Source organism: Cupriavidus sp. 22TCCZM01-5, from assembly GCF_057798915.1.
This window is the reverse complement of record NZ_JBYOJR010000032.1, coordinates 15,813-37,590: the sequence shown is the minus strand read 5'-3', so window position 1 is coordinate 37,590 and position 21,778 is coordinate 15,813. Positions and strand designations below refer to the sequence as shown.

Sequence of the window (21,778 nt, the reverse complement as noted above, 5' to 3'; positions counted from 1 at the left end):
CTGTCAAGGCTCATTGCAGTCTTCGCCCACGGCCTGCCGCCGACTTTTCTAATAATACACTAATCGTCATCCTGACAAATCGTAAAGGATGATATATAGTTCGTTCCGTCGATACCGACGCCCCCGTCCCGGAGTACTACCTGATCAGGTAATCCGGACTGCATGCGGCTCGACGCACTTTTGGCGGATTGGCGCACGGTGGCCAGGACCCCACAACGGCCGCCCCTGCAGCGGATCTGAAAGGAAGGCATAAATTGACCCTGAACCCTAGAACCCTAGCCCTTACACTGATCGCGGCCTGCGCAGTCGCCGCGTGTTCTCAGGCCGAGCCGCCTCAGCATGAGGAAGTGCGTCCGGTGCGCACCATCATTGCTGGTCAGACGCCAGGCACTGTCGGCGCCAGCTATTCAGGTGAAATCCGCGCCCGGTACGAGAGCCGACTTGGCTTCCGCACGGGCGGGAAGATCGTCGCGCGGCTCGTCGACGTGGGCGCCCATGTCAAGCGCGGACAGGTATTACTGCGGCTTGATCCGACGCAGGAGGCCTTGCAAGTGACAGCCGCGGCCGCTGATGTCGATGCGGCGCGCAGCCGGGTCGCGCAGGCGCGTGTGGACGTAAAGCGAATCGAACAACTGCTGGCGCGCAATTTTGCTTCGCAGGCAGAGCTGGACCAGCAGCGACTTGTGCTTGACCAGTCCGAAGCGCAATTGCGTTCAGCGCTTGCGCATCAGAGGTTGAATGCAAACCAGGAGGGGTTCACCACGCTGGTGGCAGACCGCGACGGGGTGGTCAGCGCGATTAGCGCCGAGGCCGGCCAGGTCGTCTCGCCAGGGCAGTCCGTCGTGACAGTGGCCGCGGACGGTGAGCGCGAGGTGGCGATCAGCATTCCTGAGTCCCGCGTTGAAGAACTGCGCAAGGCCAAGTCCTTGCAGATTTCGGTCTGGGCCCATCCGGACAAGGCGTGGACCGGCACGCTGCGTGAGCTGGCCCCGGACACCGATAGCGTGACACGCACCTATTCAGCCCGCATTTCGATTCAGCATCCAGATGAGACGCTGCTTCGACTCGGCATGACGGCGTCGGTGTTCGCGCCAGACGTAGACGGAAACCGCGCGATTCGGCTGCCGTTGACCGCGATCGTGGATCGCGACGGCAGTCGCCAGGTATGGATCATTCCTCCCAAAAGCGGGCGTGTCCAGGCGCGCGATGTCCAGCTTGGCAGCGCGCAGAAGGACAGCGTGCTGGTCACGGCTGGCCTTTTCGGCGGCGAAACCGTGGTGACGGCCGGCGTGCATATGCTCAAGGCTGGCCAACGCGTCAAAGTCGTGGAAGCTGCGGCCCAGGCAGGGAGCGACAAATGAAAGGTATCAACCTCTCTGAATGGGCGCTCAAACATCAGCAGATGATCGCCTTCCTGCTGTTGCTCCTGGCCGTGACCGGCATCCTGGCTTACACCAGCCTGGGCCAGAAGGAAGACCCCGAGTTCACCATCAAGACCATGGTGGTGCAGGCCTACTGGCCCGGCAGTTCGGCGCAGCAGATGTCCGATCAGGTCACCGACAAGATCGAGCGCAAGCTACAGGAAGTCGCCGAGATCGACTACACGTCCAGCTATGTGAAGCCGGGCGAGACTCAGGTCAAGGTCAACCTGCGCGAGGACGTCCCGCCCAAAGCGGTTCCCGACGTCTGGTACCAGGTACGCAAGAAGCTGGGCGATATCCGCCAGACCCTGCCGCAAGGCACGCAAGGCCCGTTCTTCAACGACGAGTTTGGCGATACCTTCGGCAACATGTATGCGTTGACTGGCGACGGCTTCACCTATGAGGACCTGCGCCGCTTTGCCGACGCCGCGCGCAACGAGTTTCTGCGCGTGTCCGATGTCAACAAGGTGGACCTGATCGGCAAGCAGGAAGAGAAGATCTACGTGGAGATGTCCACCGCCAAACTGGCATCGCTCGGCCTGGATCCCGCCCTCATCGCCTCGACGCTGGCCCAGACCAACGCAGTGACCGCTGCCGGCACGGTACAGACCACGAGCGAGCAGGTGCGCCTGACAGTGGGTGGTGAGTTTGATTCGGTCGAAACTATCCGCGCGATCGGCATTCATGCCGGTGACAGGACGTTCCGGCTTGGCGACATTGCCGATGTCCACCGAGGCTTTATCGAGCCGGCAGCACAACGCATGCGTTTCAACGGCACCGAGACGATGGGCCTGGCGGTAAGCATGCGCAAGGGGGGCGATGTGATCCACCTGGGCCAGCAACTTGACGAAACCGTGCGGCGTATCCGTGCCGAACTGCCAGTCGGCGTGGAGATTCATGCCGTCAGCGACCAGCCGCGTGTGGTCGAGCACTCGGTCTTCGAGTTCAAGAAGAGCCTGGCCGAGGCCGTGGTGATCGTGCTGGCCGTCAGCTTCTTCTCACTGGGCGTGCGCAGTGGGCTGGTGGTGGCCATGAGCATCCCGCTGGTCCTGGCCATGACCTTTCTTGCGATGTATGTGCTCGGCATAGACCTGCAGCGGATTTCGCTGGGCGCCCTGATCATTGCACTGGGTCTGTTGGTGGACGACGCGATCATCGCCGTCGAGATGATGGCCTTGAAGCTTGAACAGGGCTGGGACAAGTTCCGCGCCGCCACCTACGCCTATACGGCGACCGCGTTCCCGATGTTAACGGGCACGCTTATCACTGCAGCAGGCTTCCTGCCGGTGGGCTTCGCCAAGTCAGGAACCGGTGAGTACGTGTTTTCGCTGTTTCAGGTCGTAGGCATTTCCCTGTTGCTGTCGTGGGTGGTCGCGGTTCTGTTCACGCCATATATCGGCTTCAAGCTGCTCAAGCAGGAAGCGCATGCCTCGCACGACGAAGATGCGGTGTATCAGCGCGGCTTCTACGTCAAGTTTCGCCACTTCATCGACTTCTGCCTGGGCCACCGTCGCTGGGTGATCGCCATTACGTTCGCGGCATTTGCCGGCTCGCTGGCGCTGTTCAAGTTCGTGCCGCAGCAGTTCTTCCCGGCATCGGACCGCCCCGAGCTGATCGTCGATCTGTGGATGCCCAAGGCCTCGACGTTCGACGCCAGCGAGCGCGAAGTCCGTGATCTCGAACGCCTGCTCAAGCGCGACGCCGATATCGAAGCCGTCACGAGTTTCGTTGGCAATGGCGCGCCCCGGTTCTACCTGCCGCTGGACGTACAGACGCCCAATCTGAACCTGGGCGAGCTGATGATCATGACCAAGGGTGGCGAGGCACGCGAACGTGTCATGGCGAAGATCGACAAGCTCTTTGACGAGCGCTTCGCGAACGTGCGTGGCCGCGTTCTGCGGCTGGAGAATGGTCCGCCCGTGGGTTATCCCGTCCAGTTCCGCGTCTACGGCAGCGACAACGCCAAGGTTCGGGAAATCGGTGAACGCGTGGCGGCCATCATGCGGGATAACCCGAACCTGCGCCGGGTCAATGTCGACTGGGGCGAGCGGGTCAAGCGCATGCAGGTCGATGTCGACCAGGACAAGGCACGTGTGCTCGGGGTCAGCTCCGGCCAGATCAAGGAGGCACTGCAGGCGTCGCTGTCCGGCACGCCGGTCACCCAATACCGCGAAGGGGACCAAGGGCTCGACGTGGTCGCTCGCCTTGTTGAGGCTGAACGCACCGACCTGAATAACCTCAAGGATGCAAAGATCTACCTTCGCGACGGAAAGTTCGTGCCGGTTTCGCAGGTCGCAAGGCTGTCGCTGCAGAGCGAGGACAGCGAGCTGTGGCGGCGCAACCGCATCCCGACGCTGACCGTACGTGCCGACGTCTCGGGTGCCCAGGCGCCGGACATTACGCGGGCGCTGATGCCAAAGATCGAGGCACTGACCAAGGGACTGCCGCTGGGTTATGGCATCGACGTCGGTGGCGCGACCGAATCGAGTGCGAAAGCGCAGAAGTCCGTGTTCGCCGTCATGCCGGTGACCGTCATCATCGTGCTCTTGCTGCTGATGATCCAGCTGCAGGACATGAAGAAGATGGGGCTGGTGCTGCTGACGGCGCCGCTGGGCCTGATCGGCGTGAGCGCGATCATGGCGGCCTTCCGCATTCCCTTCGGTTTCGTGGCCATGCTCGGGGTGATTGCGCTGGCCGGCATGATCATCCGCAACTCGGTGATTCTGGTGGTGCAGATTGACCAGGACGTGGCGGCGGGCGTGCCGCTGTGGACGGCCATCGTTGAATCCGCCGTACGCCGGCTGCGGCCAATCGTACTGACCGCGCTGGCCGCCATTCTCGGCATGGTGCCGTTGACCCACTCGGTGTTCTGGGGCCCGATGGCCTGGGCCATTATGGGCGGCCTCGCCGTGGCAACTCTGCTGACACTGGTGTTCCTGCCTGCACTGTACGCGACCTGCTACCGCGCCCAACGCGCGAGCGCGGACTGACGGGCATTCAAGACAAAAGAGTTTTCGCAATGATGACCATTAAAAACTCCGCCCGATGGGCGGCACAGGCGGCGTTCGCCCTTTTTCTGACGGCTGGGGCCGGACAGGCGGGTGCGATGGACCTGGTTGAAGCCTATTCGCAGGCATTGCACAACGATCCGGCAACACTCGCCGCCGACGAGGCGCTCACCGCCGGCCGCGAGAAGGCGGTGCAGGGCAACGCATTACTGCGTCCGCGCGTCAACCTGCAGGCCGGCGTGTCCAGGATCAACAATCGCTCTTCCGCCGACTTGCCCGCATCGCTGTCCGGGCTGGCCCCGTCCAATACCAATGGCACGGTCCGGCAGGCCTCGGTGCAGCTGGTGCAACCGCTCTACGACAAGGCCGCGGGGGCGACCCGGCGGCAGTGGCGCGAGCAGTCCGAACTCGCGCAGACGCAGTTCGATCACTCGCGGGAAAATCTAGCGCTGCGGGTGGCTGATGCCTATTTCGGTGTCCTGGTGGCGGAAGAGACGCTGCGCGTGGTACAGGCCGAAAAGCGCGCGCTGGGACAGCAGCGTGACCGTGCCAAGGCGCGCTTTGACGTGGGCCAGGGCAAGATCACGGACCTGCAAGAGGCCCAGGCACGGCTCGACGGCGTGGAAGCGCGGGAAGTGTCGGCCAAGTCGGCGCTCGAACTGCGACGCACGAGTTATCGCGAGACGATTGGGGTTGCGCCCGATCGGCTCTCGCCCCTGGCGCCTGCCTTCGCCGCGCAGCCGCCGCTGCCGGACGATCTGAGTGCCTGGCAAATGAAGGGCGAGAACCAGAACACGGCGGTCAAGACCAGGCAATCCGAACTGGAAATTGCCGGGGCGGAAATCGACAAATTTCGCCTCGCGAGCCGGCCGACGCTGAACCTGGTGGCCGGCTATGGCACCGAGGACCAGAACGGCAACCTGTCGCCGCTGGTGGCGCGGGAGGGCAACCGCACGGCGCTGATCGGACTCCAGCTCAATATCCCGATTTACGCCGGCGGCGGGATCGACTCGCGCGAGCGCGAGGCCGCCGCAAAGCGGCGCCAGGCCGAGCAGGAGCTTGCAGCGGCGCGGCGTGACGTGCGTTTGCAGGTGCAGGACGGGTTCCTGGCGGTAAAGACTGGTGTGTCTCGCATCTCCGCGCTCGATCAGGCGCTCGTGTCTGCGCGCAGCGCCCTGGAGTCAACCACTCTCGGGCGCGACGTGGGCACGCGTACGCAACTGGACGTGCTTGACGCGCAGCAACGCATGTATCGCGCAGAGCTGGATCTGATCCAGGCACGCGTCGACTATCTGATGGGTCGCCTCCGGCTCGAAGCGGCGGCCGGCGAACTGAATGAGGACAGCCTGCGTGCATTGAGCGCGTGGCTGGCGTCGTGATGCGCGAGGCGCTGCGGGATTCGGCCGAATTCCTGCGGCTGAGAGAAAGCCTGGAACGGGCTGAGGCCCGCCCAGGCCTGCACGCGGGCACCACCGAGTGATGCAATTGGCGCAAGCCGGTGCGAGGCGAGGTTGGCTCGAACGAAAGGAGGTTTGCTATGCATTTGAAGGGTTTTACTGCCATTGTTGGAAAGCTGCATATTCATGCAATGCGTTCAATCGCCTCGCGCGAAATGATTGCATCACAGTCTGACGCGCAATGGTTTCACGTCTACCGACGTACACCGGCAGGGCTGACACTTGAGCAAAGGGAGAAGGACTTTGATTCGGCCTTCGACTATTGCTTGCGTTGCGCGGCACCTCACTGAGGCTGCGTACGGCCAGACGCTTGGCAGCCGACGCAGCTGGCCCAGCGCCGCTGCACCGGCGGCCACGCAGTCCGGACACGACAGTATCCGGGCAAGAGAACCATACGGCGCGCAGAGTGTCGCGCCCCGCACCACGCCAGAAAATTCCCACCGCGGCCTATATTTTCATATTGACTTAAACGTCAAGATGACCATAATGTCATAAAAAGATCGGGGGTTGCTTCAGGCAATGCCCGGCTATTTCCAGGAGACGACATGACCCGCCAGCCTCGCAGCGTGCTGCGCACGCCGCCAGCATTTCCAGAAAGCGCACTGCCTTCCTCGGTCCAGAAACTCCCGAGGCCGGAAGCCATGGCGAAAGCCCAGGCGCTTGCTTTTCTCATCTTTGAAAAACATGACTTGCGCGCTGCAGAGGGCTTCCTGTCGGATTTCGGCATGTGTAGCGTGTCGCGCACCGACAAGCAGTTGCTGATGCGCGGCGCCGGGTCACAGCCATGCCTGCTGTTGATACGCAAAGGGCAGCGCTCGCGTTATGTCGGCGCCGCGTTTACCGTTCGCAACGAGGCTGATCTGGTTCGCCTTGAAGCCGAGGCGAACGCACGCCGACTGCCACAGGGCTCTGTCCCGGGAGGCGGAACTGGTGTCGAACTGACCGACCCCGCCGGGAATCTCCTGTGGCTGGTCACGGGTCAGCAGCCGCTCGATCCGCTGCCATTGCGGGAACCTACACACGCTCTCACCAATGACCCCAGGCAGCTTCGCAGGGTGAACGCCATGGTGCGGCCGCCGCTGGAGCCCGCAGCCGTGGTGAAGCTCGGCCACGTCGTGCTGCAGACCGTCGACTTTGCTGGCATGGCGCGCTGGTACATGCGGCATCTCGGCCTGATTCCGACCGATGTTCAGTATCTCGAGGATGGGTCACCCAACCTCTGCTTCTTCCGGCTCGATCTGGGAAGCACGCCCGCGGACCATCACACCTTCGTTCTGGCAGGAGGCATCGAGGAAAAGTACGAGCACAGTGCGTACGAGGTGCTCGACCTTGACGCGCTCGGACAGGGCCATAACGTGCTGCGTGCAAACGGCCATCGGCATATGTGGGGCATCGGCCGGCACGTCCTTGGAAGCCAGCTCTTCGATTACTGGTTCGACCCCGACGGCATGGAGTTTGAGCACTACACCGACGGTGATGTCTTCACGGCTGATCATGAGACCCATTACGTCCCCCTCGACATGTCCGGCATCTGGGCCTGGGGCGACGACGTCCCGGCCAGCATGGGCGTCAAGCGCAATCTTGACACGGTGCTCCGCCTGGCTCGCTTGCTGCGGTCCGGACGGCTCTCGCTGGAGCGCCTGAAGTTGCTTGGGCGCGCCATGAGTCCTGCACGACCGTGGCTGTGAGCGCTCTGTCGCTGTCTCTGTAAGGCCCCTCACATCAAGGAGAAGAAATGGCTGTCAAGGTCGTCCGATATATCCATGCCGGCGAACCCCGTTGGGGCGTGGTCCACGACCGCCGTATCGCACCATTGCACTGCGATGGCGCCAGTACTGCCGACTTCGTCACGAATGGCCTCGAAGCGGCCTGGCGCAGCACGCCGGGCGAGGCAACGCTTGCGCTCGATGGTGTCACGCTGCTACCGCCGGTGACCCCAGACCGCCAGTTTCTGTGCCAGGGCATCAACTACGCAAGTCATGTACGCGAGTCAGGCATGGACCCCGACAAGATCGGCTTCAACACGCTGTTCACCAAGGCTCCGTCGTGTCTGGCCGCGGCTGACGCCGACGTCGTGAGGCCTGGGCATGTGCACCTGCTCGACTACGAAATCGAACTGGGTCTGGTTGTGCGCAAGCCGCTGACGGGCGCCCTCCGCATCGGCCCGGAACAGCTTCATGAGTTTCTCGCGGGTGTAACCATTGTCAATGATATTTCCGCCCGCGACGTCCAGCTGCCACAGGCTCAGTTCTACAAAGGAAAGAGCTATCGCAGCTTCGGTCCCGTAGGTCCTTTCCTGGTACTGCTGAATGCAGAGGAATGGGCACGCTGGCCTGAGCTGCGCATGCGGCTACATGTCAACGGCCAGCCCCGCCAGGATACCTACTGCGGCGACATGATCTTCAAACCGCACCAGACGCTGACGGAGTTGTCCGCTCTGCACGATCTGCAGCCCGGTGACCTTATCGCTACCGGGACTCCGGCGGGCTGTGCAGCGCGGGCGCCGGGCAAGCTGGCCATGTGGATGTTTCGCCATGTACTGTCCGACCGTACGAAGTGGCAACTCTTCATCAAAAAAGGTCGCTCGAACCCCGCGTACCTGCAGCCTGGGGACATCATGACTGCCTCGATACGCACCGACGATGGTGCGATCGAGCTGGGCGAGCAGCGCAATCGCGTGGTGTCGGCATGAACGCCCACGACCTGGGACCTGCCGCTCAAGCGAAGCCGTATTGGAATCGCTGACCCTTGCGCAGCGTTCCTGCTTCCACTTTGCGCGAAGACCTTCCCGCTTTCGCAGATTGAGCAGGCATACCTGCACGCCACCCGGCGCGAGCCGCGGCGGGCAGTTCTGTTGCCACTGCAACACTGACAAGAAAACAGCCTCTCAACAAGGAGACAAGCATGCCCGATACAACGGTGGGCGGCAGGACTCTGTCCGCCTCAATCCGGACCCAGGCCGATATCGACGCCTTTGAGCGCACGCCCTGGCAAGAGAAGGTTCCCGCGCAAAATACATACGAACTCCTGTGCCGAGCCTGCGATCGCCATCAGGAGAAGACCGCACTTCGCTTTGTCATGACCGGAGCGCCAGACGCTTCCGAGTTCACGGTGGATTACGCAAGCCTGAAGGCACGCGTGACGCAAGCCGCCAACGCGTTCTTCCGCGTCGGTGTGACACCAGGCACTGCGGTAACCGTGCTGCTTCCCAATCTCCCTCAGACCCACTATGCCTTGCTAGGCGCCCAGGCGGCGGGTATCGCGAGTCCCATCAACCCGATGCTCGAGGTGGACTATATCGCCGCCATCATCGAAGAGACCCGGGCCCAGGTGCTGGTCGCCTGCGCGCCGATGGAAGACAGTACGCTTTGGGATAAAGCTATCGCTGTGGTCAACCGCTGTCCTGGGGTGCGGACGCTGTTCGTCGTCAGCGCTACGCCGTACGTTGGCGAGCAAGAGCGCAAGCGCCTGGAGGCAGCATTCGAAGCCGCGTCGCGGCCGGCTCGCGCGGACGTGAATATCGTCAGCTTCGAACAGGCGTTGGCGGCCGAGCCTTCGGACATGCTGGTCTCTCAGCGACGCTTCTTGCCAACCGACATCTGCTCGTACTTCCATACCGGTGGCACCACCGGGCTGCCAAAAGTCGCGATGCACGCGCATCTCAACGAGGCGTTCGTTGCGTCCATGCTGGGCGCGCTAACCCCGTCCCCCAATACAATCCTGTGCGGTCTTCCGCTGTTCCATGTGAACGGCGCAATGGTGACGGGCCTGGCCGCCTTCCATAGCGGCTGGGAGGTCGTCATGCTCACGGCGGCCGGCTATCGCGGTAACGGCGTGATGCCGAACTTCTGGAAACTGGTTGAACGGTTCCGGGCAAACAGCTTCAGTGGTGTGCCGACAATCTATAGCGCGCTAGCTGACCTGCCTCGCGATGGCGTCGACATTTCCTCGCTGCGCTTCGCTTTTTGCGGCGCCGCGCCACTGCCGGCCGAAGTGGCGAGACGCTTCGAAGCCGCTGCCGGCATCCCTTTATACGAAGGCTACGGGATGACGGAAGCCGCCTGCGTCTCGGCCTTGAATCCGCCGCTGGGCGAGCGCCGCCTTGGTAGCGTTGGATTGCGCCTTCCCCACCAGGCCATCGGAGTCTGGAAGTCTGGTACCGCAGGCCTTGCCGCTGAACCGGCCGCTCCTGGTGAAACCGGTGTTATCGGCGTTCATGGTCCCAATGTGTTCCCCGGTTACTTGCGAGAGCAGGATAACCGCGGCATCTGGCTAAAACCGGGATGGCTCAACACCGGCGACCTCGGCTATCTCGACACGGATGGCTACCTGCACCTGACGGGCCGTGTCAAAGAACTGATTATTCGTGGCGGTCACAATATCGATCCGGCGATGATCGAGGAAGCGCTTCTTCAGCATCCGGCTGTGGCCATGGCTGCCGCAGTCGGCCAGCCGGATGCGCACGCCGGTGAATTGCCTGTTGCCTACGTCACGCTCAAGCCGGGGCACGCGCTCTCTGCGGATGAACTGCTCGCTGCGGCGCGCTCGCTCGTACCCGAGCGCGCCGCGGTGCCGGCACGTATTGAAATCCTGCAAGCGCTACCGCTGACCCCAATTGGCAAGGTGGCGCGCGCGGAGTTGCGCATGCGCGCTGTCGAGGAAGTATTCCAGGAACAGCTGACACAGGCCGGTGTGCCCGCCAGCGTACGCGTTGGTCCCGATATCCGGAGGGGTACGGTGGCTTTCGTCCAATGCGCCGCCGCCGACGCAGAACGTGTGCGGGATCTCCTGGCCGGACGGTTTCCATTCCCGCTCGACTTCACTCATCCGGCGTAACCCCCGGCGCGATCCAGTGATGAAAAAGATTGTCCTTCGAACCATCTTGTTCGCCTTGCCAAGGGTGCTCAATCTGACCGCCTGGAAGCACCCGCATTTTCGCCAGCGACTGAAGCATAAGAACTGTACCGCCTTCATCGGTCTGCTGGACGGAAGCGTTGGTCTGAACCTCGAGATTAAGGGGGGGAAGGTGCGATCGCGGAACGCTAAAAGCGTCGAACCCGACGTCAGCCTGCTGTTCAGGGATCTCCCCACGGCCCTGAAATTCCTCATGCCCAACCCGGATCAGGGCGATATCATCCACGCCGCGAAGAATTTCAAGGTCATCACGAAGGGGCCGGATCCCTTGGTGGTCTGGTTCATGCAAACGCTGAACCTCAGCCAGACTGTGGGCGTCTCGATGGGTACGCCGATGGCCGACGGAACGCGCCGCTTCACGACATGCACGAATGGCGGGCCGCTGTTCGTCTATGTAAAAGCGGGGCGCATCCTACGCGTGACACCTCTCGAGTTCGACGCCGACGATGCCCAAGGCTGGGAGATCAGGGCGCGCGGGAAGACCTTTCGACCGCAGCGCCGTGCACTGGTAGCGCCCCATGCCATGACGCTGAAGTCGGTCGTCTACTCGGACAAACGCATTCTTCATCCGATGAAGCGCGTGGATTTCGATCCCGATGGCGAGCGCAATCCGCAGAATCGAGGGAAATCAGGCTACGTGCAGATCTCATGGGACGAAGCCCTTGATATTGTCGCCAGGGAAATCAACCGGCAGAAACGGGTTCACGGTCCTGGTGCCATCACCTTTCCGATGTCGTCCCACCATCAGTGGGGCAACGTCGGCTACTACCTCAGCGCCTTGACGCGCTTCGCCAATCTGATTGGTTTCACCCGTGTCGCAGCCAATCCGGACAGTTGGGAGGGCTGGTACTGGGGCGCGATGCATCACTTCGGCAACTCCATGCGAATAGGCGTACCGGCGGGCTATGGTGGAGTCGAGGATTGTCTCAAGGAAGCCGAGCTGATTGTCTTCTGGTCCTGCGATCCGGAGAGCACAAATGGTGCCTATGCGGGGTTCGAAGGAACGCAACGGCGCCTGTGGGCCAAGGAACTCGGCATCGAGTTCATACACATCGACCCGCACAACAATCCGACGGCGCAATTGCTCGGCGGGCGCTGGATTCCGGTACGGCCGCAAACTGACGCCGCTCTGGCTACTGCAATCATGTATGTGTGGGCGGTCGAGGACTTGTACGACAAGGATTACGTTGCGACCCGCACGACGGGCTTCGAAGAGTGGAAGGCCTATCTGCTGGGACAAACCGACGGTATCCCCAAGACCCCGGAGTGGCAAGAAACCGAAACGGGCGTTCCCGCTAAGGACGTGCGCGCCCTCGCGCGAAAGTGGGGCAACAGGAAGGTCTATCTGGCAGCCGGCATGACGGGCGCAGGATTCGGCGGCGCTGGCCGCGGCGCCACAGGGCAACAGTGGGCGCGCTGCATGATCATGATGATGGCGATGCAGGGCTGGGGCAAGCCAGGGGTCAATTTCGGATGCCTTCAGCTCGGCACGCCGGTGGACCTCCATTTCTACTTTCCGGGGTACGCGGATGGAGGGATTTCCGGTGATCTGATGTGGACTGGCAACGCTGTCAATAACTATCAGCGGATGCCACACATTCTGACGATGAACCCCGTCAAGCAAATGGTCCCGCGGCAGCAGCTGCCCGACGCCATCATCAACGGCCACGCCAGCGGCTATCTCTGGGACGGCATTTCGCAGGAAGCGCAATTCGCGCCTTTCACGTATCCGATGCCAGGTTATTCGCCCATCCACATGATCTACCGGTACGGAGGCTCGGCATTCAGCACCGTCACCAAGTCCGGCCGATGGATCGATGCCTATCGTCACCCGAGCATTGAATTTGTCGTCAATCAATCGATCTGGATGGAGGGCGAGGCCCAGTTCGCTGACATCATTCTTCCGGCATGCTCCTCGCTGGAGCGCTGGGACATTGGCGAGTGGTCGAATTCCGGGGGGTACGCGCATCACGGGATCGCCGGCGTCAATCATCGCGTTATAACGCTGCAACACAAGTGCATCGATCCACTCGGTGAGTCGCGGTCTGACTACGACATATTCACCGGAATTCTGGAGCGGCTTGGTCTCGGCGCACTGTTTACCGAAGGTGGTTCGGAACTTGACTGGGTCAAGCGCGTGTTCGATGGCTCCGATCTGCCGAACCACATCTCCTGGACGGAATTCTGTCGCAAGGGTTACTACGTTGTCCCCCCGGAAAGGCCGGAGTTCAGCCAACCGGTGGATATGCGGTGGTTCGCGGAAGGCCGCCAGAAGGACCTCCCCGAGCCGCATCCGCTACCAAGCCAATTTGCCGAGGAGTTCGGCAAGGGCTTGCAAACGCCCAGTGGCAAGATCGAGTTCGTTCCTGAAATTCTCAAACGCCACACAGCAGACAATCCCGATCGCCCGGCGCTCAATCGCTACATCCCCTCGTGGGAAGGTCTCGGAACCACCACGCTGGCGGGGAAGTATCCCCTGCAGATGATCGCTACGCATTCTCGCTATAGCTTCCACACGTCGGGCGATGGCAAGAACAGCGCCGTGAATCACGTGCGGGACCACCGTGCCCGTATCGCCGGCCATGACTTCTGGCTACTGCGCATCAACGCCGTCGACGCGGAAGAACGCGGGATCACACACCGTGACCTGGTCAAGGTCTATAACGACCGCGGGGCGGTGATCTGTGCTGCAGATATCTCGTCGCTGATGGTTCCAGGCGTGGTGAAGTCGCATGAGGCGAGTGCCGAGTTCCAGATGGTGGACATCGGAGGCGAAACGGTCGAGATCGGCGGTTGCATGAATATCCTCACGCCGGACCGCCCCCAGACGCGTGGCACGAGCAGCATGAGTCCCAATTCATGTCTGGTGCAGATTGAAAAATGGCATGGCGCCGAGCAATTCAAGCTCCGCGCCCCCGCGGGGATCGCTCATGACTAAGTGGAATCTCATCATCAACGTCGGCCGTTGCGAGAATTGCTATAACTGCGTAATTGCCGAGAAGGACGAACACGTCGGCAACGACTTTCCCGGGTATGCGGCTCCCGCATCCGTGTCCGGTGAAAGCACGATCCGCATTCTGCGCCGCGTCGAGGGTCACGCGCCAATGGTCCGGACGACCTATCTGCCCGTCATGTGCAACCATTGCGACAACGCGCCATGCATGAAGGTGGGCGGTGACGCGATCACGAAGCGCAAGGACGGCATCGTCATTATCGACCCCGTCAAGGGCAAGGGCCGCAAGGACATCGTGCGTTCCTGCCCTTACAAGGCCATTGTCTGGAACGAGGAGCTCCAGCTCCCCCAGACGTGGATCTTCGATGGCCATTTGCTCGACAACGGTTGGCAGCGCCCCCGCTGTCAGCAAGCATGCCCAACCGATGTCTTCGAGGCGGTGAAGCTTGACGACAGCGCCATGGCCCGGAAGGCCAGCGCCGAGGGATTGAAGGTGCTGCTGCCCAAGCTTGGCGCCAGGCCGAGAGTCTATTACCGGGGGCTGGAGCGCTGGGAAACTTGCTTCATCGGCGGCAGCGTCAGCGTCAAGGCATCTGGCAAGTCCGATTGTGTTGCGGGCGCCGAAGTCTCGCTGTACCAGGGCGACAAGAAGATTGCCATGACAGCAAGCGATGATTTCGGCGACTTCCGCTTTGGCGACCTGCCCGCGAAAAGCGGCGTCTATCGCATTGAAATCCATCACAAAGCAGGAACGGCGCACAGGGAATGCGAACTGCACGAAAGCCTGTATCTCGGCGAAATCGTTCTAGTTCCCACGGCGTCGGACGTGGAAGCGGGATCCGTCGCTAAGCGCGCCCCGATGAGCTGACGCCACGGCTGAGATAGCCGTTCCCATCGCCACTTTTCAGCCGGGTCCGGCGAGACCCGGGGTACACAGCCGCGAACTCTCATTCGGCGTTTGCGTTGCTGTGTCTCGATGGTGCGCGGCTGCACGCTGTGACGACCCTTCCAGATCTCTTTCCACATGCTTTCATGACCACCGCTACGATAACGAGGAGACATTGCAGCATGAAAGAGCGCCTTCTTACCTGCGCAGCCGTCGGATTGTTTTCCGGGGCAGCCCACGCCCAGTCCAGTGTCACGCTGTATGGGGTTGTTGACACCAATCTCGAATACGTTAATCGAGTTGGATCTGTTCCGTTACCCACGAATCTCTACAACCCTGGGATGGGGCACAGCGTCACCCGATTGAACAGCGGCGGCCTTGCGGGATCCCGCTGGGGCTTGCGCGGAGAAGAGGACCTGGGCGCGGGCATGAAGTCGCTATTCGTACTGGAAAGCGGCTTTCAGGCCGATACAGGTGCTCTGGAGATGAACAACACACTGTTTGACCGACAGGCGTACGTCGGTTTGCGAAGCAACAAGTTTGGCCAACTCACATTCGGCCGGCAATATACTTCCCTCTTTCTCGGATTGGCTAATTTCATGCCGGGGGCCTACTCGGTTCAGTATGAGCCGATCGGTGTGATAGCCGGTCCAAACTTCCGCGAAAACAATGCCGTTCAGTACGCCGCCGTGGTGGGGCCGGTGACGGCGATTGCGCATTGGTCCTTTGGTGTCGGGATGACTTTGCCCCCTACCAGTCCGTTCGCTCAGCAAGTCGTGGTCGGAGGCAATGGCGAGGTTCCGGGGCGAGCCAGGAATGACACGGGGTATGGCGCCGCGCTGATCTATATGCCCGGCGCGTTCGGCTTCACCATCGACTACGATCAGTACAATCCGTCAATCGCCCAGGGCAGCGGTACCAATCGGCGCGTAGCGGTCGCCGCGAGCTATATGTTCGATAGCAAGACCAAGGTCATGGGCGGGTATCGTTGGGGACAGAACAAGGATCAGAATAGCCTGACAGTTTTACGCGATGACTATTACTGGCTTGGGGCGAATTATCAATTGACGCCATCCGTCGAACTGACGCTTGAATATGATTACCAGAAAGTCCGAAATCTGAACGGCAACGCTGCGGTGGCGAACCCTTGGCAATTGCTCTTCATGGCCAAATATAGCCTGAGCAAGAGGACAGATTTGTATGTGTCCACGGCCTATGCGCGGAACGCCGGACTGATGCTCGAATCCGGGGCGTCTGGCTATGGCGCCAGCCTCTTACTCAATAACACTTACGCGCCGGCGAACGGGCAGACGTCTATGATCGGCGTTGCAGCAGGTGTCCGCCATATCTTCTGATAATACTCAACGTCGGGGCCGACCATTCCGGCCCCCGGCTTGGGCGCGTATCTGCGTCGCTTTGCGAACAGGGACTGGTCATCCACAAGCCCGGCAAAGTGTCGGAGGACCCACCTAACAAGATGCACCGCAGATCAGCATCCTGGATGTGCTTAACGAAACCGAGCAATGGCTTCACAAGGCAATCTGCATCAGGGTACCGGCGCCCATCTCGTCCGGCTTGAATGCCGGAGACGGGCGCACGGCAGCGGGGAGATCCGTAGCGCTGATGGGCAAGAATCCCAGGCGGGCGAAATAGCCCGAAGCGGTTTCAGTCTGAAGGACGATGGAGTCGACCCCTTGCAGCCGGATATCCGCGACGATGGCCGACAGCATCAGCTCGCCAAGACCCGCCGATCTCCCCCGTTGCGCAACGACGAGAGCGCGAAGCACCCCCGTTGTCTCATAGCGCTCGACGCCAGCGCAACCGAGCAGCCCGGCATTGTCGCGGACCACGATGTACTGGTCGATCCGATCGCGTACTCCCTCGATGGAGAGCGATGACGCGCGCAGCAGAGCTTCAACATCCGGCCAGTCTTCTTCGGACGCATAGTGAGGGCGCATGATGCATTCCTTCATACAAGCGTTCCTGTATCGTACTTTTGCCGGGCTGTTTTCGCTTTCAGGGATTCTTCTTAAGTAGAGTTGCTATGTCGCGAGGCAGCCGAGTAACGGGATGCCATCTCGGGATGCCATCTCGCGGCCGTTCAACCCCAGGTCAAGGTTGCATCCTCAAGCATATGGCCTGGCAGGATGTAGTCGCCGTGCATGATGGCGAGGGATTCCAGCTCGCAGAGGCAATCCTCCGCAAGCGTGGTCATATCAAACTTGCAATACAGGTAGCGCTGACGGAATGTGCGTTTCTCCCCGCGTAACCCCCGAGCGAGGGCGTCAGGCGATTCCACCGCGATATGCTCGATCGTCCTGAACTGGACGGCGATGCCGCACTGCTGTCCAAGCCGGCCAAGCTCCAGGGCGTCTTCCCATGCCGTCTCGTAGTCCAGGTCAACCGTACCTTCCGCATGCGATCTGATGTGCTCGATCGCGCTGGCTCGATTTCGTGCGACGTATACGCTCATGGAGAGTCTCCCCGGGGGAGTCCATCGTGATGAGAATATATCCACTAATGTGGAAGCTGCGCAACTGTGCTGGGCTCAGGTCCGGCGATGCCCGCAGCGTGGGCGTGCGCTTCGACGACGCGGTTCCGGCCGCCGCGTTTGGCCAGATACAGCGCTTCGTCACCTGCCAGGAAGAACGCGCGCAAGTCGGAGAAGGTGCGATGCTCCGTTCCGGCCTGGGCGTCAGTCGCGACCCCGATGCTGACCGTCAGCGTGGCGGATGCCGCGGCGCCGACTTCAATGCGCAACGATTGAGCAGCGGCTCTGATGGCTTCGGCGACCTTACGCGCACCGGCTTCATCGGTGCCAGGAAGCAAGATGGCGAATTCCTCACCTCCGTAGCGGCCCGCATAGTCTCCAGGGCGACGGATATGCCTCCGAATGCACTGCCCGACGGCAACCAGGGCGTCGTCTCCCGCCAGGTGTCCGTACACGTCATTGAATTGCTTGAAGTGGTCTACGTCGAGCATCAGCAGGGAGAGCGCCGTACCGTCGCGCCGTGCCCGACGCCATTCCTGGTCCGCGGCATCGTCGAGCGCCCTCCGGCTTCCCAGGCCGGTCAGCCCGTCGGTAGCGACCATCGATCGAAGGTGCTCTTCCATCTCGAGGCGGCGTTGCCATTGGCGGGACAGCATCACAGCGAGGCCAATGATCAGGATGCCGATGCCATTGGCCAGGCCCGCAAACCACCAGGCGCGCCGATACCATGGATCGAGGACGTCCTGCACGGAGAGCCCCACCACCATCACGAGCGGATAGCCGGGGACCTTCCGGTAGCTATACAGGCGCTGCACGCCATCAATCGCGGCGATACCGATGAAGTTTCCTTCCGTGCCGTGCAGCAGCGGGGGAAAGGAGGCGCTGCTGGAGATGTTGTGTCCGATATCCGCCTCGGCATACGGGCGACGCATGATGACAGTGCCGTCCGTGCGCAGCAAGGTAATGCTGCCGCCGGCCCCCAGGTTGACGCCTTCAAAGAGCTTGCGAAAGTAATCCAGCCGCAGCGTGCCCACCGCGACGCCATGAAAGCTGCCGTCGGACCCGGACAGGCGGCGGCTCAGCGCGATGGATGCTGTCCCGGTTGTCACGCGTGGCTGAAACGGCTTGCTGAGAAAGATGCCCTGCGTTGCCGATTTCGCATGCACCTGGAAATAGTCGCGGTCGCTGACGTTGTTGGGACGGGGCGGCCAGGCAGCGGAATCCAGCACCAGGTTGCCCTGCGCATCGGTCGCCAACAAAGACCCCATGTCCTCGGCGTTCATGGAGCGGTCAAAGATCAGGCGTTGCCGTAACTGCCTGGGCATGGCCATCACTTCCGGGTCATGCATCGCGTCGGACACGCCGCCGAGTGCGAGTTCATAGATGCCCAGATTGCGCGAGATATTGCGCTCCAGGGTCAGGGCGATGTTTGAAGCGGCTTCGCCCGCTCTGGTCAGGGCATCACTGCGCATCTGGACGAGCGCCATCGCGACTAAACCCACAACAACGCACGTTAGAGCGATGGCCGCCGGGACGATAAGTCCCGCAGGTGAGAAGCGCGAACGATGCTTCTCTAGTAAGTGGCTGACGGGCCGCATTCCAATATTCTGCTGCTTTCTGACAGTCGCCATTGTAGTGCTGCCCTGACGTTGCCCGGTCCACGAACTCGCTGGAGCGGGTTCACGGCGAAGCAAGACAGACACTAGCAAACTGTTCCGCTCAGTCAGCACGGCGACTGTACTCTCTCGCGCCTCCGGACGCTCCCTACCATTTTGCCTAACGGACAGAGTCCGCGCGCAAGGTTCTTGCCGGCGCGGATGTCGAAGCATGAATCATCGCGTTGGACGGTAGTCGGAAATGAGTGATCTGTGGCTAAGAAATCCATCTCTTGCCTATGTGGCCTGGCAATCCCGGGAGCGCACGGGCGCAGGACACAGTGGCTTTGCGCCGCAGTCGATCATCCAGCATCGTGCCATGCTGGACAGGTTCCACCGGCATCTCGTTTCCCACGGCGTGACGATGGCGAACTTTGGCAGCGGGCATATCGAAACATTCTGGCTTGAGCCGGAGGTCGCTTCCCACGCCGCGGACACGCGCACGCGCTATGTGCAATTGCTCGATCGTCTCTGCCGGTACCTGATCGACATTGGTCTCAGGGACGACAATCCGGTTGCCGCCCTGGTAAGCGATGCAGGGTGGTCCGGTCAGGGAAGCACTCCGCTATTCCTGCCGGAGGAGATAGATCTGCGGCTGCAGGAATTCGTCAGGATGGATCTGGATGGCGATGTGGCGAGCCTGCGCATGCGCGCGGTTGTCGGCCTGTTTCTTGGTTCGGGGATCACCGCCGCGGAAGGGCGCGCGGCGGAGCTGGGCGACCTTCATCTTGCTGACGATGCGCCTTACATAGTTGTCGCGGCCGGGCGCGGAAAGCCCGCCAGGAGAGTGCCGCTGGAAGGCTTCAGCATTGACGCCCTGAATGCATGGCGGGCCCGGCGCCGATTGCTGGCCATCGAAGGCAACCTGCTCTTCGCGTTGCGCGCCAGCGGCAAGCCTGTCACCGCCATGAGTCTCGGCAACATCGTCCGGGAAGCATTCGGAAAGATCGGCTATGAGGCCCCGGACATGAGCCCGCGGATTCTTCGGAATACTTACTGCCGGCGCGCGCTGCTCGCCGGCGTGCCGCGCGAGCGTGTATCGCAGTTGCTGGGCCTCTCGAGCAACCATACCTGCGACCGCATCCTCGCCACGATCGAAAGCATGCAGGGCGACAAGGACATGCAGCGTGGTCGGAGCGGCGACTCCGGCTTTGCCGGCGCCACTGCCGGCACAGGCCAGTGAAGGAAGATACCTTGGCTCGCTTGCCATAGCCGCTGCTACGCCGAGCGAGCCACGCGCATGGGGTGGCGCGTGAAACAGGTACTGGCCACCGAGAGCGGCGGCCAGCCGGTTTGCAGCAAGTATTGCTCAGCTGAACAGCGTCATGGCTTTGCCGAGGGTGGACCAGATACCCGCGCCCAGCGGAATGAGCGCGTAGGCCCAGAATGCGATCAAGAGCGTGGTCTCGGCGAATGTGCGGTTGTTGTCTTGCATGTCAGGGCTCGTGTGTTGTGGGTGCAAGGATTGCGGTCAAGCCGTGGCGCGCTCACGCGACGCTCGATACTTCGCGCAGATGGTGCCGCGCATGAACCGGGCGCACCAGCAGGTTGCAGATAAACCCGACCATCAGCAGCGCCGCCATGATGTGCAAGGTATCCACGTAGACCTCGGACCTTGGCACCCCGAGCGCCAGCTTGTATTCCCGGATGTAGTTCACCAGTGCCGGGCCGGCGATGCCGGCAGCTGCCCAGGCCGTGAGCAGCCGGCCATGGATCCCGCCGACATAAGCGGTGCCGAACATGTCTGCCAGGTAGGCCGGAATGGTGCTGAAGCCGCCGCCGTACATGGTCAGGATCAGGAAGTAGCAAGTGACGAACATGGCGACGTTGCCGGCGGCGCCGATGGCCGGCACGGCCAGGTAGAGCGCGGCGCCCAAGGCGAAGAAGACCGCGTAGGTCGCCTTGCGGCCCAGGTAGTCGCTGGCCGAACTCCACAGGAAGCGGCCGGTCATGTTGCCGATGCTGAGCAGGCCGACGAAGCCGGCTGCCGCGGCGGCGGTGATGGCGCCCTTGAAAGTTTCCTGGATCATCACCGCGGCCTGGCTCAGCACGCCGATGCCGGCGGTGATGTTCAGGAACAGGATCAGCCAGAGCAGGTAGAACTGCGGCGTCTTCAGTGCCTGGTCGATGTGCACATGGGCGTGCGTGACCATCTTGCCTGGCTTGCTCGTCGGCACATAGCCTTCGGGTGCCCAGCCCGGCGCGGGGATCCGGATGGCCAGAGCGCCGATAGACATCGAGAGAAAGTAGATCGTCCCCATCACCAGGAGCGTTTCCGCTACGCCCGTGCTGGTTGCGCTCTTGAAGTGGTTCATCAGCGCGACCGAAAGCGGCGCGCCAATCATGGCGCCGCCGCCGAAGCCCATGATCGCCATACCCGTGGCCATGCCGCGCCGGTCCGGAAACCAGCGGATCAGCGTCGACACCGGCGAGACATAACCCAGGCCCAGGCCAATGCCGCCCAGCACGCCGTAGCCCAGGTAGACGAGCCAGATCTGGTGCAGCCAGATGCCAAGCGCAGATACCAGGAAGCCGCCGCCGAAACAGCAAGCGGCAGTGAACATGGTGCGCCGGGGCCCGACCTTCTCCAGCCACTTGCCGGCGAAGGCGGCCGAGATGCCGAGGAAAAAGATCGCCAGGGAGAATACCCAGCCGAGCGTGGTGAGTTGCCAGTCGCCGGGCACGGAACGCGTCACCCCGAGAATCCGGGTGAGCGGTTCATTGAATACCGAGAACGCATAGGCCTGGCCGATGCAAAGGTGCACTGCCAGCGCGGCAGGCGGCACCATCCACCGGTTGAAGCCCGGCCTGGCAATGATCGCCTCCTTGGAGAAGGCTGAAGGACGGGGGGCATGCGGCAGGTATGCGGACGCCGGGGCGTGGGTTTGCGAAGGCGTTTGCGCCTGGGCGGAAGAGGGCATGTCTTTGTCTCCTGGCTAAAGTGGCAGCCTCTGACTGTCGTCTGGTGCGACGGGGCTGGAGTGCGCCCTTCA

General features: G+C 61.9%; 16 protein-coding genes. 11 read left to right on the top strand and 5 right to left on the bottom strand.

Translation table 11 applies throughout. From position 1 onward, the window contains the following. Nucleotides 1-356: 356 nt before the first annotated feature. From AC3FNH_RS24935 to AC3FNH_RS24890, 10 genes are all read left to right on the top strand, one after another. Complete coding sequence (locus tag AC3FNH_RS24935; protein ID WP_276102501.1) at nucleotides 357-1,361, top strand: efflux RND transporter periplasmic adaptor subunit; 1,005 nt, start codon at nucleotides 357-359, stop codon at nucleotides 1,359-1,361. Beyond that, the gene (locus AC3FNH_RS24930) at nucleotides 1,358-4,411 is read left to right on the top strand and encodes an efflux RND transporter permease subunit (RefSeq protein WP_488721959.1); all 3,054 of its coding nucleotides are present in this window, start codon (nucleotides 1,358-1,360) and stop codon (nucleotides 4,409-4,411) included. Before AC3FNH_RS24935 ends, AC3FNH_RS24930 begins: the two co-directional genes overlap by 4 nt. Nucleotides 4,412-4,527: 116 nt before the next feature. After that, nucleotides 4,528-5,808: a TolC family outer membrane protein gene (locus AC3FNH_RS24925; protein WP_488721958.1), complete on the top strand. Its 1,281-nt coding sequence runs from the start codon at nucleotides 4,528-4,530 to the stop codon at nucleotides 5,806-5,808. 158 nt (nucleotides 5,809-5,966) lie between these two features. Further along, nucleotides 5,967-6,176 (top strand): hypothetical protein, encoded by a 210-nt coding sequence (locus AC3FNH_RS24920; protein WP_488721957.1) that lies wholly within the window; start codon nucleotides 5,967-5,969, stop codon nucleotides 6,174-6,176. Between the two features lie 255 nt (nucleotides 6,177-6,431). Continuing rightward, complete coding sequence (locus AC3FNH_RS24915) at nucleotides 6,432-7,574, top strand: VOC family protein (RefSeq protein WP_488721956.1); 1,143 nt, start codon at nucleotides 6,432-6,434, stop codon at nucleotides 7,572-7,574. A gap of 47 nt (nucleotides 7,575-7,621) precedes the next feature. After that, nucleotides 7,622-8,578, top strand: a complete 957-nt coding sequence (locus AC3FNH_RS24910) for a fumarylacetoacetate hydrolase family protein (protein ID WP_276102497.1) — start codon at nucleotides 7,622-7,624, stop codon at nucleotides 8,576-8,578. Nucleotides 8,579-8,790: 212 nt separating this feature from the next. Then, on the top strand, nucleotides 8,791-10,722 hold the full coding sequence (locus tag AC3FNH_RS24905) for an acyl-CoA synthetase (RefSeq protein ID WP_488721955.1): 1,932 nt from the start codon (nucleotides 8,791-8,793) through the stop codon (nucleotides 10,720-10,722). Between the two features lie 19 nt (nucleotides 10,723-10,741). After that, the gene (locus AC3FNH_RS24900; protein ID WP_488721954.1) at nucleotides 10,742-13,738 is read left to right on the top strand and encodes a molybdopterin-dependent oxidoreductase; all 2,997 of its coding nucleotides are present in this window, start codon (nucleotides 10,742-10,744) and stop codon (nucleotides 13,736-13,738) included. Then, nucleotides 13,731-14,621: a 4Fe-4S dicluster domain-containing protein gene (locus tag AC3FNH_RS24895; RefSeq protein WP_276102494.1), complete on the top strand. Its 891-nt coding sequence runs from the start codon at nucleotides 13,731-13,733 to the stop codon at nucleotides 14,619-14,621. Before AC3FNH_RS24900 ends, AC3FNH_RS24895 begins: the two co-directional genes overlap by 8 nt. Before the next feature lie 200 nt (nucleotides 14,622-14,821). After that, nucleotides 14,822-15,994 carry a porin gene (locus tag AC3FNH_RS24890; protein WP_488721953.1) on the top strand — a complete coding sequence of 391 codons (1,173 nt, stop codon included), beginning with the start codon at nucleotides 14,822-14,824 and terminating at the stop codon, nucleotides 15,992-15,994. A gap of 174 nt (nucleotides 15,995-16,168) precedes the next feature. Here AC3FNH_RS24890 and AC3FNH_RS24885 read toward each other — a convergent pair whose 3' ends face one another. From AC3FNH_RS24885 to AC3FNH_RS24875, 3 genes are all read right to left on the bottom strand, one after another. After that, on the bottom strand, nucleotides 16,169-16,612 hold the full coding sequence (locus AC3FNH_RS24885; protein ID WP_276102491.1) for a GNAT family N-acetyltransferase: 444 nt from the start codon (nucleotides 16,610-16,612) through the stop codon (nucleotides 16,169-16,171). A gap of 128 nt (nucleotides 16,613-16,740) precedes the next feature. Beyond that, entirely contained in the window at nucleotides 16,741-17,112 is a 372-nt protein-coding gene (locus AC3FNH_RS24880; RefSeq protein WP_276102490.1) for a PHA-granule associated protein 4, read from the bottom strand. Between the two features lie 44 nt (nucleotides 17,113-17,156). After that, on the bottom strand, nucleotides 17,157-18,617 hold the full coding sequence (locus AC3FNH_RS24875; protein ID WP_488721952.1) for a sensor domain-containing diguanylate cyclase: 1,461 nt from the start codon (nucleotides 18,615-18,617) through the stop codon (nucleotides 17,157-17,159). A 370-nt stretch (nucleotides 18,618-18,987) separates the two neighbouring features. Between AC3FNH_RS24875 and AC3FNH_RS24870 the strand changes: the two genes are divergently transcribed. Beyond that, the gene (locus AC3FNH_RS24870) at nucleotides 18,988-19,968 is read left to right on the top strand and encodes a tyrosine-type recombinase/integrase (RefSeq protein WP_488721951.1); all 981 of its coding nucleotides are present in this window, start codon (nucleotides 18,988-18,990) and stop codon (nucleotides 19,966-19,968) included. 126 nt (nucleotides 19,969-20,094) lie between these two features. Here AC3FNH_RS24870 and AC3FNH_RS24865 read toward each other — a convergent pair whose 3' ends face one another. Together AC3FNH_RS24865 and AC3FNH_RS24860 are read right to left on the bottom strand one after the other, a co-directional pair. Then, a complete protein-coding gene (locus tag AC3FNH_RS24865) occupies nucleotides 20,095-20,220 on the bottom strand; it encodes an MFS transporter small subunit (RefSeq protein WP_276102487.1) in 126 nt (41 codons plus the stop codon). Between the two features lie 52 nt (nucleotides 20,221-20,272). Continuing rightward, nucleotides 20,273-21,706, bottom strand: coding sequence for an L-lactate MFS transporter (locus AC3FNH_RS24860; RefSeq protein ID WP_488721950.1), 1,434 nt, complete (start codon nucleotides 21,704-21,706; stop codon nucleotides 20,273-20,275). Nucleotides 21,707-21,778 lie beyond the last annotated feature (72 nt).

Bases quoted from the DNA above. Each gene is read 5' to 3' on its own strand.
- AC3FNH_RS24860 (WP_488721950.1), bottom strand. From the start codon at position 21,706: ATGCCCTCTTCCGCCCAGGCGCAAACGCCTTCGCAAACCCACGCCCCG.
- AC3FNH_RS24920 (WP_488721957.1), top strand. From the start codon at position 5,967: ATGCATTTGAAGGGTTTTACTGCCATTGTTGGAAAGCTGCATATTCAT.
- AC3FNH_RS24905 (WP_488721955.1), top strand. From the start codon at position 8,791: ATGCCCGATACAACGGTGGGCGGCAGGACTCTGTCCGCCTCAATCCGG.
- AC3FNH_RS24925 (WP_488721958.1), top strand. From the start codon at position 4,528: ATGGACCTGGTTGAAGCCTATTCGCAGGCATTGCACAACGATCCGGCA.
- AC3FNH_RS24915 (WP_488721956.1), top strand. From the start codon at position 6,432: ATGACCCGCCAGCCTCGCAGCGTGCTGCGCACGCCGCCAGCATTTCCA.
- AC3FNH_RS24930 (WP_488721959.1), top strand. From the start codon at position 1,358: ATGAAAGGTATCAACCTCTCTGAATGGGCGCTCAAACATCAGCAGATG.
- AC3FNH_RS24910 (WP_276102497.1), top strand. From the start codon at position 7,622: ATGGCTGTCAAGGTCGTCCGATATATCCATGCCGGCGAACCCCGTTGG.
- AC3FNH_RS24880 (WP_276102490.1), bottom strand. From the start codon at position 17,112: ATGAGCGTATACGTCGCACGAAATCGAGCCAGCGCGATCGAGCACATC.
- AC3FNH_RS24890 (WP_488721953.1), top strand. From the start codon at position 14,822: ATGAAAGAGCGCCTTCTTACCTGCGCAGCCGTCGGATTGTTTTCCGGG.
- AC3FNH_RS24900 (WP_488721954.1), top strand. From the start codon at position 10,742: ATGAAAAAGATTGTCCTTCGAACCATCTTGTTCGCCTTGCCAAGGGTG.
- AC3FNH_RS24885 (WP_276102491.1), bottom strand. From the start codon at position 16,612: ATGAAGGAATGCATCATGCGCCCTCACTATGCGTCCGAAGAAGACTGG.
- AC3FNH_RS24870 (WP_488721951.1), top strand. From the start codon at position 18,988: ATGAGTGATCTGTGGCTAAGAAATCCATCTCTTGCCTATGTGGCCTGG.
- AC3FNH_RS24875 (WP_488721952.1), bottom strand. From the start codon at position 18,617: ATGGCGCTCGTCCAGATGCGCAGTGATGCCCTGACCAGAGCGGGCGAA.
- AC3FNH_RS24865 (WP_276102487.1), bottom strand. From the start codon at position 20,220: ATGCAAGACAACAACCGCACATTCGCCGAGACCACGCTCTTGATCGCA.
- AC3FNH_RS24895 (WP_276102494.1), top strand. From the start codon at position 13,731: ATGACTAAGTGGAATCTCATCATCAACGTCGGCCGTTGCGAGAATTGC.